The organism is Caballeronia arvi (genome assembly GCF_001544695.2).
Classification (GTDB): domain Bacteria; phylum Pseudomonadota; class Gammaproteobacteria; order Burkholderiales; family Burkholderiaceae; genus Caballeronia; species Caballeronia arvi.
Genome location: NZ_FCOM02000014.1, coordinates 47684 through 59824, shown reverse-complemented (window position 1 = coordinate 59824; position 12141 = coordinate 47684). Strand labels below are relative to the sequence as shown.

Sequence of the window (12141 nt, the reverse complement as noted above, 5' to 3'; positions counted from 1 at the left end):
GCGTCACACCGCGAGACCGGCTTTCGCTTCGTCCCACACGGCGTGCGCGCCGAGCTCGCCCTGACGCACCGCGAGCTTCATCGAGCCGATACCGTCGATGACGATCTCCAGCACGTCGCCGTCCTCGACCGGTCCGACGCCCGCCGGCGTGCCGCTCGCGATGATGTCGCCCGGCTCCAGCGTCATCACGGCCGAGGACATCGCGATCATCTCGGGAATGTCGACGATCAGATTGCGCGTCGAAGCGGACTGACGCTCCTCGCCGTTCACGAAGAGGCGCATTCCGATGTCGCCGAAGTCGGCGATTTCATCGGCGGTCGTGATCCACGGTCCGGTCGGGCAGAAGGTATCGAAGGACTTGCGCATCACGCGCTCCTCCTTGCCGCGCACGACCATGTCGAGCAGGCAGGTGAAGCCGAACACGTAGTCGCGGGCTTCGGCGCGCGACGCGCCGCGCCCCCGCTTGCCGATGACGATGCCGAGCTCGCATTCGTGATGAATCTCGCGGCCCACGAGCGGCGGCAGCACGATGTCGTCGGCGGGACCGCTCAGGCTCGAATTCGCCTTCAGGAAAAAGCCCTGGCCGCTCGCCTTGTAGGTCGAGATCACGCCGCTGCCCGCGCCGTGCTTCATCTCGTCGATATGCGCGTGATAGTTCGCCGGAAACGCGATGACCTTGTTGGGCCACTGCACGGGCGCTTCGAGATGCACGCCGGCGAGCGGCCTGCTTATCGGCCCGCCTTCGCGCCGCGTCAGCGCATCGCGCAGCGCGGGGCCGTGCGTGTGCCAGCCGGCGATCAGGCGCACCATGCCGACGGGCGGCCACGCGCCCGGCTCCGCGCCCGCGAGATCGGTGACATCGATGACACGCTCGCCATCCACGATGCCGATGCGGCCCTGGTCGAAAGTGACGAGTTTCATCGCGTGACCACCTCTTCGGTGACGGCGGCTTCGGGCCTGACGGGATACACGCCGCGAATCACGTTGATCAGCGCTTCGGCGTCTTCGGGCGCAGCATCGGCACGCCATGCCACGTGGCCGTCCGGCCGCACGAGCACCAGCGCGCGTTCGTAGGCGGCGCGCGCCGCGTCGTTGCCGATATCGACGACCGTGAACGGCACGCCCGCGCGTTGTGCCGCGTCGCGCAGCACGTCCACGTCGAGCGATGCGTCGAAGCGCAGCAGCACGAAAGCCTGGCCGAAGAGATCGAGCGTCGAGCGGCCGGGCGCAAGCCATACGTGCGGCGCGCGATGGCCGGGACGCGAAGTCTGCGCGTAGGCGCTGACCGTGTCTTCCGGCTCCGGCGTGCCATCGGGCACGACGATCGACGAGCCTTCGTAGCGAAAGCCCAGATGAATGCCGATGGTGTACCACTCGCGCTTCATCATCGCCGTGTAGGCGTCGCCGAACACGCGGCGCGCTTCGTCGCCCGCTGCGCCCGGCTCGAAGACCGCCGGGCTCAGATTCTTGCGCGGCGTGAGCATGAGCTTGAGATTGCTGGTCGCCTCGTTGACGTTGCGGATCGCGACGGGGCGGCGCTCGAATTCATAGGTGTCGAGCAGATGCGCGCCGCCCCAGCCCTCGACCATCGCCTGCAGCTTCCAGCCGAGATCGACGGCGTCCTGAATGCCCATGTTCATGCCGAAGCCGCCTGTCGGCGAAGTCAGATGCGCGGCGTCGCCCGCGATCTTCACGCGCGCCGTGCCGTAGTTGTCGGCGACGAGCTGGCGACGGATCCACGGCATCACCGAGATGACGCGGAACTCGACATCGTCGCGGCCCACGGCGCGCCGGAACGCCGCCGCGACATCGTCTTCCGAGAGCGTGCGCATCTCGCCGTCGCCGACGATCGAAAAGCGCCACCAGTCGCGTCCGTTGATCGCGACCACGGTGCTCCAGGTGCCTTCCGGCCCGATGAAGATATATCGGTAGCCGGGCTTCTTGTCGTGCAGCGCCTCGAGCCCCTTGCATTCGATGATCGCGTTGGTCGTGTAGGTCAGCGCGGGCGCGCCCGTCATGCGGATGCCGAGCTTCTCCTTCACACGGCTCGCGCCGCCGTCGCAACCGACGACATACAGGCAATCGATCGTCTCTTCCTTGCCCGACGCCAGATCGCGCACGGTCACCGTGACGCCGTCCTCGCGTTCTTCGTGCGACACGTATTCGGTGGAATAGCGGACCTGCACTTTGCCGGTCCTCTTCGCGAAGCGCGTCAGGACCGGATCGAAGAAGTTCTGCGGGCAACGTTCGCGCTTTTGCGGGCTCTGCTCGGGGCGCGCCTCGTCGCGCACGCTCGGGAACGGCTCGCGGCCGAATTCATAGCCGCCCGCGAGCTGCGACACCCATGCGTAGTCCTGCGGATAGTCTCGGTTGTAGCCCGCGTTCTCGACATCGCCGACGATGCCCCAGCGGCGGCAGAACTCCATCGTGCGGATGCCGACCATGTCCATCTTCGGCTGAAACACGGTGCCGTCACCGCGCTCGATCAGCACGCAGGGAATGCCGCGCCAGCCGAGATCGCCCGCAAGGGAGAGGCCGATCGGCCCCGCGCCGACAATGACGACCGGGACGCGCCCGTTCGTTTCGATTTGCGCCATAGCTGAATGCTCCATCATGCTCCACGTATCGTTAGGACCTACGTCGCGCCGCCCTGTCTTCAGGCAGCGGCGCCTCGATGTGAAGCCACTCTAGCAAGCACCCCCGCGCCCCGACCAATACTGTTTGCAGAGGAATTCAGAGGATTTCCCTCTGGTTCGCACGCAAGGTTCTTCCTCTCAATGGATCGGAAAAACGTATTGGTTTCAGGGCGATATGCATGGCTATCCTGTGAAGCAGCCGATGGGCCGACGCGCCCCGGCAGCCGACAAAAGACAAGATCAGGAGACACGACGCCATGCCCGCCCATCGCACCGATTAGTCGCTTCCCGCGACGGTTCTTCAACGAGACCGGCCTGCCCGCGAATCCGGGCGCATGGCCGTCGATCCGCATACGCGCCGTGTCCAATCGCGCCCCGGCGCCGCATTTCAAAGGTTCGCCATGACCACCCATGAACGTCCGTGGTACCGCTGGTATGTGCTGTTCATCCTGACGCTGATCTACGCGTTCAGTTACGTCGACCGACAGATCGTGACCATCCTCGCGCCCTATCTGAAGCAAGACCTGGGCGTGTCCGACGCGCAGCTCGGCCTGCTCTACGGCACGTCGTTCGCGCTTTTCTACTGCGTGTTCGGCATTCCGCTCGCCCGTCTCGCCGATGGCTGGAGCCGCGTGCGCACGCTGGCGCTCGGACTGTCGTTCTGGTCGCTGATGACGGCGCTCTCCGGGCTCTCGCGCAATTTCGTGCAGCTCGGCACGGCGCGCATCGGCGTGGGCATCGGCGAGGCGAGCGCCACGCCCGCCGCCGTCTCGCTGCTCGGCGACTACTTCGAGCGCGCCCGGCGCGGCACGGTGCTCTCGCTCTATTCCGTCGGCGTGTATGTGGGCGCAGGCGCATCGCTCGCGATCGGCGGCTCGATCGTGTCGGCATGGGAGCACGCCTTCGCGAACGGCAATGCGCCGCTCGGGCTGACGGGCTGGCAGGCGTCGTTCATCGGCGTGGGCGTGCCCGGCATGCTGTTCGCGCTGATCGTGATGCTGACGGTGCGCGAGCCGGTGCGCGGCCGGCTCGACACGGTTCCGGCAAGAAAAGACCCGCATCCTTTCGCGAGCGCGCTGCGCGATCTCGGCGCGATGATCCCGCCGTGGAGCTGGCTGCGCCTGCAGGCCCTGGGCGCGCCGCGCCGCGAGTATTCGCGCAATGTCGTCTATCTGCTCATTTCCGTCGCGCTCGTGATCGTGGCCACTTGGGGCACCAATCAGGTGTTGTCCGCGGGCCGCAAGGCCGTGATCGCGACGGTCGGCGGTTTCGACATCACCAGCAATCTCGTGCAGTGGATCGCCATCGCGGTGGCGTTCTATGTGTGCTCCAACTGGTATCAGGCGACGCGTCTCGGCGATGCCTACGCGCACCGTCTCATCACCGGATCGCGCACTTTCGCGGCCGTCACCGTCGCGGGCGCGTTCCTCGCCTTCGCGATGAACGCCGTCAACGCCTTCGTGTTCGTCTACGCGAGCCGCACGCTCGGCCTGACCGCGCACGCCGGTCTGCACCTCGGCATCATCGCGATCATCGCGGGCGGCACGGGCATCAGCGTAAGCGGCTATCTGTGCGACTGGGCCAAGCGCAGGCACGCATTCGGCCGCCTCTACTTCGTCTGCGTGACGGCGACCGCCTTCAGCGCGGCGAGCGTCGTGCAGTACCTCACGCACAGCGTCACGGTGTTCTATTGCGCGTATGCCGTCGCGACCTTCTTCGTGCCGATGTGGTTCGGCCCGCTTCAGGCGACCACGCAGGATCTCGTGATTCCGCGCTTGCGCGGCACGGCGTTCGCCGCATTTTCGCTCGGACCGAACATCTTCGGCCTGGGTCTCGGGCCGTATTTCGTCGGTCTCGTGAGCGACGCATCCGGCGATCTGCGGCTTGCGATTCTTCTCGCGATCGGCGTGCTGCCGGTGTCGATCGGCGCGCTGCTGTTCGCAACCCGCTCGCTCTCGCAGGGCGAAGCCGACGCGCATGCGGAACTCGAACGCTTCAACGCCGAAACGCGCGAGGACGGTTACGTGGAAGTCAGTGGTCCGCAGCTCACGCACTAGCGGTGCGTGCCCGCAATTTTTCAATCAGGAATCAGGCAATGAGGTCGTCAGCATGAAGGTATTGGTTACGGTCAAGCGCGTCGTCGATCACAACGTGAAGGTGCGCGTCAAATCGGATCACAGCGGCGTGGAGCTCGACAACGTGAAGATGTCGATCAATCCGTTCTGTGAAATCGCCGTGGAAGAAGCCGTGCGTCTGAAGGAAAGAGGCGTCGCGACGGAAGTCGTCGCCGTATCGGTCGGGCCCGCCGCCGCGCAGGAGCAGTTGCGCGCGGCGCTCGCCATCGGCGCGGATCGCGCGATTCTGGTCGAAACGTCAGAAACGCCCGGCGCGCTCGCCGTCGCGAAGCTGCTGAAGGCCGTCGTCGAACGGGAAGACCCGCAGCTCGTGCTGCTCGGCAAGCAGGCGATCGACAGCGACAACAACCAGACCGGACAGATGCTCGCCGCGTTGCTCGACTGGCCGCAGGGCACGTTCGCCTCGGCCGTGGACATCGCGGCGCAGCGTGCGGCCGTGACGCGCGAAGTGGACGGCGGGCTGCAGACGGTATCGCTGCGCCTGCCCGCTGTCGTCACCGTCGATCTGCGCCTGAACGAGCCGCGCTACACGACGCTGCCCAGCATCATGAAAGCGAAGAAGAAGCCGCTCGACACGCTCGCCGCGAGCGCGCTCGGCGTATCAATCGAGACATCGCTCAGGACTTTGCGGGTCGAGCCGCCTGCGGAGCGCAAGGGCGGCGTCAAGGTGGAATCCGTCGCGCAACTCGTCGATAAACTCAAAACCGAAGCGAAGGTGATCTGATGGCCATACTCGTCATCGCGGAACATACGAACGGCACGCTCGGCGCGGCCACGCTGAACACGCTTGCCGCGGCTCGCGCGATCGGCGGCGACGTCACGCTGCTCGTGGCCGGACACGATGTGCAGGACGTGGCGCGTCAGGCGGCCTGCATCGCGGATGTGAAAACGGTGCTCGTCGCCGATCACGCCGCCCATGCGCATCAGTTGCCGGAGAACGTCGCGCCGCTCGTCGTATCGCTGGCGGCGGACTTCAGCCACATCCTGTGCGCGGCCAGTTCGCACGGCAAGAACGTGCTGCCGCGCATCGCGGCGCTGCTCGACACGGACCCCGTTTCCGACATCATCGCCGTGCTCTCCGCCGATACGTTCAAGCGCCCTGTCCATGCGGGCAACGCGATCGCCACGGTGCAGTCGTCGGCGGCGATCAAGTGCGCGACCGTGCGGCCGACCGCCTTCGCGCCCGTCGATGCAGGCGGCGGCCATGCCGATATCGTGCCCGTCGCGACGGCGATCGATAGCGGCATGTCCGTGTTCGTCGACGAGAAGCTGGCGCGCTCAGATCGCCCCGATCTGGGCGCTGCCGGGATCGTCGTCAGCGGCGGGCGCGGCATGCGCAGCGCGGAACAGTTCGAGCTGCTCTACCCGCTCGCTGACAGGCTCGGCGCGGCGGTGGGCGCGTCGCGCGCGGCCGTCGATGCGGGCTTCGCGCCGAACGATCTGCAGGTCGGACAAACGGGCAAGATCGTCGCGCCGCAACTGTATGTCGCCGTCGGCATTTCAGGCGCGATTCAGCATCTTGCCGGCATGAAGGATTCGAAGGTGATCGTCGCCATCAACAAGGACGCCGATGCGCCGATCTTCCAGGTCGCGGACTACGGCCTCGTCGGCGATCTGTTCGAGGCGCTGCCGCAACTGCAGGCCGCGCTCTGACACGCACGCGTTCATTGTCAATTCAGGATTCCAAAACATGACCACGCTCACACAGACACTCGCCGATTTCACGGTAGAAACGCGCTTCGAAGACCTTCCTTCGTCCGTCGTGCACGAAACGAAACGCCTGCTGCTCGATACGGTCGGCTGCGCGCTCGGCGCGGTCGATACGCCGAGCGGAAAAATCGCGCTCGACTATGTCGATATCCTCGGCGGCGCGCCGCACGCAAGCGTTGTCGGCTCGTCGCGGCGCAGTTCGGCGACGGCAGCGGCTTACGCCAACGCGCGCCTCGCCAATGTGCTCGACGCCGACGACACCTTCCCCACGTCGACGCACTTTGGCAATGCCACTGTCTTCTCCGCGCTGGCGCTGGCGGAACTCGACAGGAAGAGCGGCCGCGATCTGCTCGGCGCGATCGCCGTCGGCTTCGATGTGGGCGCGCGCATCGGCAGCTGGATGGGCGCGCCGATGCAGATCGAAAACGGCAAGGTGATCGGCTGGAACGAGCTCGGCGGTCCCGCCGCGACGATCACGTGGGCGGCCATCGGCGCATCGGCGCATATCGCGCGTCTCGACGGCGGCCAGGCCAATCACGCGTTCGGCATCGGCGGCAGCAATTCGCCGCAGCCGACCTTGCGCAAGTGGGCGGAATCCGTCGAGCAGCCGATGTACAAATATGCCGATGCGGGCTGGTGCGCGGAGATCGGCGTGTCGTCGGCTTTGCTCGCGCGGCTCGGCAGCACGGGCTTCAAAGACATCCTCGACGGCGAGAACGCCTTCTGGAAGTTCTACGGCTCGCCGGGCCACGACGATCACGCGCTCCTCGCCGGTCTCGGCGACGACTGGCAGATTCTCAACACGACGTATAAACCGTGGCCCTGCTGCCGCTGGATTCATCATCCGCTGACCGCGTTCGCACAACTGTTGGAACGGCATGCGCTGCGGCCCGATGAAATCACGCGCGTCGTGGTGCGGGCGAATCCGTTCGCTCTCACGCCGATTTTCCGCGAGCAGCGGCCGGGCGACTGGTTGAGCGCCGAGTTCAGCCACGCGCATGCGCTCGCGGCGCTGGTGCATGCGATTCCGCCGGGTCCGCGCTGGTACGACGCGACGACCATGAACGATCCGCGCATCGCGGCGTTTCGCGAGCGCGTGACGGTCACGGCGGAACCGTCGTCGTCGAACATCGCGGAATGGATGACGGGCGGGCAATGGCGCGGCGTGCCCGGTGGCGTCGATATCCACGCGCGCGGCACGGTGTTCAGCGCAACCGCCGACAACGCGACGGGCGACCCGTGGACGCCGGCAACCCATTTCTCCGATGCGCAGATCCGGCGCAAGTTCGGCGTGATGACCGGTCTCGATGCCGACGGCGACGGCCCGGAAGAACTTCGGCACGCGGCGCGCGACGTGGCCGACATCGTCATGTCGCTCGACGAACATCCGGTCGAACGGTTGACCGCGAGCCTCGACGCGCTGTCCCGCTCGATGCGCGCGCAGGGCGTGGCGGCGTAAAGCGCGGGCATCACCACGCGTTCAGGCAGGGACGCGACCGCTGAGGCGGATAGACTTGCCACGAGCCGTCGTCGTGGCGGAAGAACAGCATCGAGAGGTCGCGCGATGCGCGGCTTATCTCGATGCGCACGCAGCGGTGCGAGCCGGCTTCGTTGCGCGCGAGGCGCACGACGCGCGCGGGAGCCGCAAGGTAGGGGGCAAGCCACTTCTCGACCAGCCCATGCAACGTCATCGACCTATCGTTCATTTCCCGGCTCCGCGGACCACGCTTTAATTGGTCCAATGACCAAATACTAGTGGTCAGTTGACCAATTAACAAGGAAAGCATGACTACTTGTTTACCACTACTTAGCTGGCTATCCGCCCGTATCGAGGTATAAGATTCCAGCAGTTGGTCAGCAGACTAATACTTATAGGTCAGCTGAACCTCCCTGCGAAATCGAACCTCGTGAAAAGGGGCGGGACGAACGATGGAAAATCTGACGATTGCGCTGTCCGGCGTCGCGGAGACGGCGAAGAAGGGAATGGTCCGGGGGAATCGCGAAACGCGCATCCCAGAAATTCTCGAAGCGGCGATCAACGTTTTCGCGTCGGCGGGGAATAGCGGGTTCACGCAGCGGGCCGTCGCGGCGGCCGCGAATATTCGTCTCGCTACGCTGCAGCATTATTTCGGCAGCCGCGATGTGCTGCTCAAGGCGACCATCGAGGCACTCGCGCAGCGCTATCTGCGCCGCTTCAACGAACTGGGCGAGGACACCCGGCTCACGCCTGAAGCGCGCCTTCATGCCGTGCTCGACGAAACCTTCAACGCGCTGAACCGGTCGAGCAATCTGCTCAGTCCGTTCGCTCTCGAATGCTGGTGTCTCGCCGAACACCATCCCGCGATGCGCGAGGTGATGGAGGATGTGAGCGTGAAATACCAGACGCTGTTCAGCTCACTCGTATCGCAGATCAATCCTGATTTGCCGACGCAGGAATGCCGCATTCGAGGCGCACTGATTTACTCGCACTGGCAAGGCCTGATCGTTTTTCTGCGGCGCTCGGGAAGTCATGCTCCGGATCTGCCCGCATTCCGCAAGGCGACCGGCGTGCTGTGGAACGCGCTCGGCAAGACGACTTCGTGAGTCGCTGATATTCGATGATAGTTAGCATATCTATCGATAATGCGCCAGGAACCGACCGAACATCCCCGACGCTCAGAACGGACTGATCCCCGACATTCCCCCGTCGACCGCGAGATCGGCACCCGTCATATACCGCGACGCATCGGACGCGAGAAATAGAATCGCCGCGGCGATTTCGGCTGGCTCGGCGGGCCGCTTCATCGGAATCACGTTCGACCATTGCATCAGTTGCGCTTCGGACATGCCCAGCGATTCGAAGATCGGCGTGTTGGCCACGCCCGGTGAAATGCTGTTGACGCGTATGTCGAAGCCGATGAACTCCGCCGCAAAGCACTTCGCCAGCGAAACCACCGCCGCCTTCGACGCGCAATAAGCAGAGAAATTTTTCGTGCCCTGATTCGCCGCAAGCGACGCAACCAGAATGATCGATGCGGGCCGCGCGAGAAACGGAAGGGCTTCGCGCACCGTCGCATACACGCCGCCGACGTTGACGCTGAGGACGTCGGAAAACTCCGCGAGCGAGGTCTCGGGCACGGGCGTCTGCCGCGACACGCCCGCGTTGGCGACCACGATGCCGACATCGCACTGAAAGTGATCGACGGCGGTCTGATACAGCCGCTGCATGTCGTCCTGGCTCGCGGCGTCCGCGACGACGGGCAGCGCACGATCGCCCAGCATCTGCGCGGCCCGTTGCAGTTTTTCCTCGTTGCGCCCGCTGATCACCACGCGCGCGCCTTCGGCAACGAACCGCTCGGCGGCGGCGAAGCCGATGCCGCTGCTTCCGCCCGTCACGACTGCCAAGGCATTCTTCGACAGCATCGTCTCATCCTCGCAAGTTGATGACCAATGCGCGGCCCGCTCGCAGCGCGCGCGTCGAATGGCCGGTGCCGTGCAGATCGCCTGCCAGGAAAACCGCGCCCGCAGGAAAACGCTGCGCTGCGTCACCGCCTTGCACGGTGATTTCGAGTTCCCCTTCCAGCATCACGACGTATTGCCGCGACGGCGGATTATGCCAACCGAGAAAGTAGTCGCCGTCGAACTCGTGCACGAGCACGCTTTCGCACGGCTGCGGCGAAGACAGCATGACGGCGACGCCGTTGAACAGCACGGGATTTGCCTCGAACGCGGAGAGCCGCCTGAACTTCGAGTGTCCGTCGAGGCTGGTGTAGATCTCGGTGCAGTCCATCGCTTCTCCTTTGGTCGGACGAAAGGACACAGCGAGCAGATTGTTGAATGCGCGAGTAATTGAGTCTAGGACACGATTTCGCGCAATGCATCTCGATGATTGACTCGTCGCGTCACGGCAGCTCGCCGTCTTCGTCTCCCGACGCATCGACGCGTTCGAAGATGGCGCCGCGCGGCGCCGGAGGTTCGGCGATCGGCGCATAGGCAAGTTTGCGAGCTTCCCGCGCTCCGATGCCGAAGGCGCGCATGAGCGCGTACATCGACTGCTCGGCGTAGTCGACTGGCGCGTCGTCAGATAGCAGCGTGTCGATGCCGTACATGATCGAGCCGAGCGCAATATCGCGTGCGACGACCACGTCCGCTACGTCGAAGCGACCCGCATCCAGAGCCATCTGCAGATCTCGAACAAGGTATTCGTCGAGCAGGCGGCCTCGCGAACCCCGCTTCGTGCCCACCCGCGTGATGAACGCGCCCCACAGCGGATAGCGCGCCGCCATGCCCATATAGAGGCGCGAACCCACCACCACGCGCTGTGCCGGATCATCGATTGCGCGCACGAGTGGGTCGATGACCGCGAGCACTTCATCGCTGCTTTCGCCGGCCACCGCTGACAGCAGTTCCGCCGTCGTGCGGAAGTAGTTATAGAACGTCCCGCGCGCCACGCCCGCCGCCGCGATGAAATCGTCGATCGTCGGCGCGTCCGCGCCCTTCTCCGCAAAAACGCTCAGCGCGCTTTCGATCAGACGAATGCGCGTCTTCTCGCGTCGCAATGCGCCCACGCGGGTTCGATGATTCTCGATCGAATCTGTCGCTTCCATTGACTATCCCTTTGATCTGGCTTGATTTTAGCAGCGCATGCCGCCTGCGGGTTTGTCCTATGTCGATTCATATTGACGATATTGTCATTTTGCTTAAAATTAGAAATGACAAATTCGTCAATTCGATAAGCACTCAGCCCTGAGGCAAGTCGCCTCGGGTGAACAGGAGGCAATATGCGGTTCGTCAGTTTCGAAATGAATGGCAAGGCAACCCTCGGGGTTCGCGACGGAGATCATGTGCGCGTCATCGGCGACGAGCCGCTGGAGTCGCTGCTCGCTCGCGGCGTTTGTCTCGATGAGTACGCGAAGACTCACGCGACCGAGGACAAAGTGCCTGCCGCCGGCCTGAAGTTCCTTCCGCCGCTGCAAAAGCCGCCGAAGATCGTTTGCGTGGGTCTGAACTACGCCGATCACACGAAGGAAAGCAAGTACGAACAACCCGATTACCCGACGCTTTTCCTGCGCGTGAACACCAGTCTCATCGCACACGAGCAGCCGATGATTCGTCCGGGCGTGACCGATTGCGAAGGGCTCGACTACGAAGGTGAAGTCGCGGTCGTGCTGGGCACGGGCGGCCGCCGCATCGCGAAGGAAGACGCGCTCTCGCACGTCGCGGGCTATGCGCTCTTCAACGACGGCTCCGTGCGCGAGTATCAGTTCAAGACGCCGCAGTGGACCGTCGGCAAGAATTTCGATGGCACGGGCGCGTTCGGTCCCGACCTCGTGACCGCCGACGAATTGCCCGCGGGCGCGAAAGGCCTGCTGCTGGAAACGCGCGTGAACGGCGAAGTGGTTCAGTCGGCGAGCACCAGCGACATGGTCTTCGACGTCGCGACGCTCATCAGCGTGATCAGCGAAGCCATCACGCTCGAACCGGGCGACGTGATCGTATCCGGCACGCCATCGGGCATCGGCTGGGCCCGCACGCCGCGGCTCCTGATGAAAGCAGGCGACGTGTGCGAAGTGTCGGTCGAGAAGATCGGCACCCTGCGCAATGTCATCGCCGACGAAGCAGCGCGCTAATCCCTTATCCGCGAAGCCGGTCGCAGAACCGGCGCTCATTCAACATGGCGA

Annotated in this window: 12 protein-coding genes; 6 read left to right on the top strand and 6 right to left on the bottom strand. The window is 64.7% G+C overall.

Annotated elements, in window-relative coordinates:
• Nucleotides 1-3: 3 nt before the first annotated feature.
• Nucleotides 4-921, bottom strand: coding sequence for a fumarylacetoacetate hydrolase family protein (locus AWB74_RS17975; protein ID WP_061148094.1), 918 nt, complete (start codon nucleotides 919-921; stop codon nucleotides 4-6).
• Nucleotides 918-2597, bottom strand: a complete 1680-nt coding sequence (locus tag AWB74_RS17970; protein WP_061148093.1) for an FAD-dependent oxidoreductase — start codon at nucleotides 2595-2597, stop codon at nucleotides 918-920. Before AWB74_RS17970 ends, AWB74_RS17975 begins: the two co-directional genes overlap by 4 nt.
• A 440-nt stretch (nucleotides 2598-3037) precedes the next feature.
• Here AWB74_RS17970 and AWB74_RS17965 point away from each other — a divergent pair, with 440 nt between their 5' ends.
• From AWB74_RS17965 to AWB74_RS17950, 4 genes are read left to right on the top strand one after another with little or no spacing between them, the layout of a single operon-like run.
• On the top strand, nucleotides 3038-4693 hold the full coding sequence (locus AWB74_RS17965) for a spinster family MFS transporter (RefSeq protein ID WP_061148176.1): 1656 nt from the start codon (nucleotides 3038-3040) through the stop codon (nucleotides 4691-4693).
• 52 nt (nucleotides 4694-4745) lie between these two features.
• Nucleotides 4746-5495, top strand: a complete 750-nt coding sequence (locus tag AWB74_RS17960) for an electron transfer flavoprotein subunit beta/FixA family protein (protein WP_061148092.1) — start codon at nucleotides 4746-4748, stop codon at nucleotides 5493-5495.
• The gene (locus AWB74_RS17955; RefSeq protein WP_061148091.1) at nucleotides 5495-6424 is read left to right on the top strand and encodes an electron transfer flavoprotein subunit alpha/FixB family protein; all 930 of its coding nucleotides are present in this window, start codon (nucleotides 5495-5497) and stop codon (nucleotides 6422-6424) included. Before AWB74_RS17960 ends, AWB74_RS17955 begins: the two co-directional genes overlap by 1 nt.
• A 37-nt stretch (nucleotides 6425-6461) precedes the next feature.
• A complete protein-coding gene (locus AWB74_RS17950; protein ID WP_061148090.1) occupies nucleotides 6462-7940 on the top strand; it encodes an MmgE/PrpD family protein in 1479 nt (492 codons plus the stop codon).
• A 10-nt stretch (nucleotides 7941-7950) separates the two neighbouring features.
• Here the strand turns inward: AWB74_RS17950 and AWB74_RS17945 are convergent, their stop codons facing one another.
• The gene (locus AWB74_RS17945) at nucleotides 7951-8187 is read right to left on the bottom strand and encodes a hypothetical protein (protein WP_061148089.1); all 237 of its coding nucleotides are present in this window, start codon (nucleotides 8185-8187) and stop codon (nucleotides 7951-7953) included.
• A gap of 223 nt (nucleotides 8188-8410) precedes the next feature.
• Between AWB74_RS17945 and AWB74_RS17940 the strand changes: the two genes are divergently transcribed.
• Nucleotides 8411-9064, top strand: a complete 654-nt coding sequence (locus AWB74_RS17940; protein ID WP_061148088.1) for a TetR/AcrR family transcriptional regulator — start codon at nucleotides 8411-8413, stop codon at nucleotides 9062-9064.
• Between the two features lie 72 nt (nucleotides 9065-9136).
• On the opposite strand, the gene AWB74_RS17935 is transcribed toward AWB74_RS17940, so the two are convergent.
• The 3 genes from AWB74_RS17935 to AWB74_RS17925 all read right to left on the bottom strand — a co-directional run bounded on the left by AWB74_RS17935 (nucleotide 9137) and on the right by AWB74_RS17925 (nucleotide 11067).
• On the bottom strand, nucleotides 9137-9883 hold the full coding sequence (locus AWB74_RS17935; protein ID WP_061148087.1) for an SDR family NAD(P)-dependent oxidoreductase: 747 nt from the start codon (nucleotides 9881-9883) through the stop codon (nucleotides 9137-9139).
• Nucleotides 9884-9887: 4 nt separating this feature from the next.
• Complete coding sequence (locus AWB74_RS17930; RefSeq protein ID WP_061148086.1) at nucleotides 9888-10250, bottom strand: cupin domain-containing protein; 363 nt, start codon at nucleotides 10248-10250, stop codon at nucleotides 9888-9890.
• 112 nt (nucleotides 10251-10362) lie between these two features.
• The gene (locus AWB74_RS17925) at nucleotides 10363-11067 is read right to left on the bottom strand and encodes a TetR/AcrR family transcriptional regulator (protein ID WP_061148085.1); all 705 of its coding nucleotides are present in this window, start codon (nucleotides 11065-11067) and stop codon (nucleotides 10363-10365) included.
• 174 nt (nucleotides 11068-11241) lie between these two features.
• Here AWB74_RS17925 and AWB74_RS17920 point away from each other — a divergent pair, with 174 nt between their 5' ends.
• Complete coding sequence (locus tag AWB74_RS17920; RefSeq protein ID WP_061148084.1) at nucleotides 11242-12090, top strand: fumarylacetoacetate hydrolase family protein; 849 nt, start codon at nucleotides 11242-11244, stop codon at nucleotides 12088-12090.
• Nucleotides 12091-12141: the final 51 nt, after the last annotated feature.

Excerpts from the sequence above, each read along its gene's own strand:
- AWB74_RS17975 (WP_061148094.1), bottom strand. The coding sequence starts at position 921 with ATGAAACTCGTCACTTTCGACCAGGGCCGCATCGGCATCGTGGATGGC.
- AWB74_RS17970 (WP_061148093.1), bottom strand. The coding sequence starts at position 2,597 with ATGGCGCAAATCGAAACGAACGGGCGCGTCCCGGTCGTCATTGTCGGC.
- AWB74_RS17965 (WP_061148176.1), top strand. The coding sequence starts at position 3,038 with ATGACCACCCATGAACGTCCGTGGTACCGCTGGTATGTGCTGTTCATC.
- AWB74_RS17960 (WP_061148092.1), top strand. The coding sequence starts at position 4,746 with ATGAAGGTATTGGTTACGGTCAAGCGCGTCGTCGATCACAACGTGAAG.
- AWB74_RS17955 (WP_061148091.1), top strand. The coding sequence starts at position 5,495 with ATGGCCATACTCGTCATCGCGGAACATACGAACGGCACGCTCGGCGCG.
- AWB74_RS17950 (WP_061148090.1), top strand. The coding sequence starts at position 6,462 with ATGACCACGCTCACACAGACACTCGCCGATTTCACGGTAGAAACGCGC.
- AWB74_RS17945 (WP_061148089.1), bottom strand. The coding sequence starts at position 8,187 with ATGAACGATAGGTCGATGACGTTGCATGGGCTGGTCGAGAAGTGGCTT.
- AWB74_RS17940 (WP_061148088.1), top strand. The coding sequence starts at position 8,411 with ATGGAAAATCTGACGATTGCGCTGTCCGGCGTCGCGGAGACGGCGAAG.
- AWB74_RS17935 (WP_061148087.1), bottom strand. The coding sequence starts at position 9,883 with ATGCTGTCGAAGAATGCCTTGGCAGTCGTGACGGGCGGAAGCAGCGGC.
- AWB74_RS17930 (WP_061148086.1), bottom strand. The coding sequence starts at position 10,250 with ATGGACTGCACCGAGATCTACACCAGCCTCGACGGACACTCGAAGTTC.
- AWB74_RS17925 (WP_061148085.1), bottom strand. The coding sequence starts at position 11,067 with ATGGAAGCGACAGATTCGATCGAGAATCATCGAACCCGCGTGGGCGCA.
- AWB74_RS17920 (WP_061148084.1), top strand. The coding sequence starts at position 11,242 with ATGCGGTTCGTCAGTTTCGAAATGAATGGCAAGGCAACCCTCGGGGTT.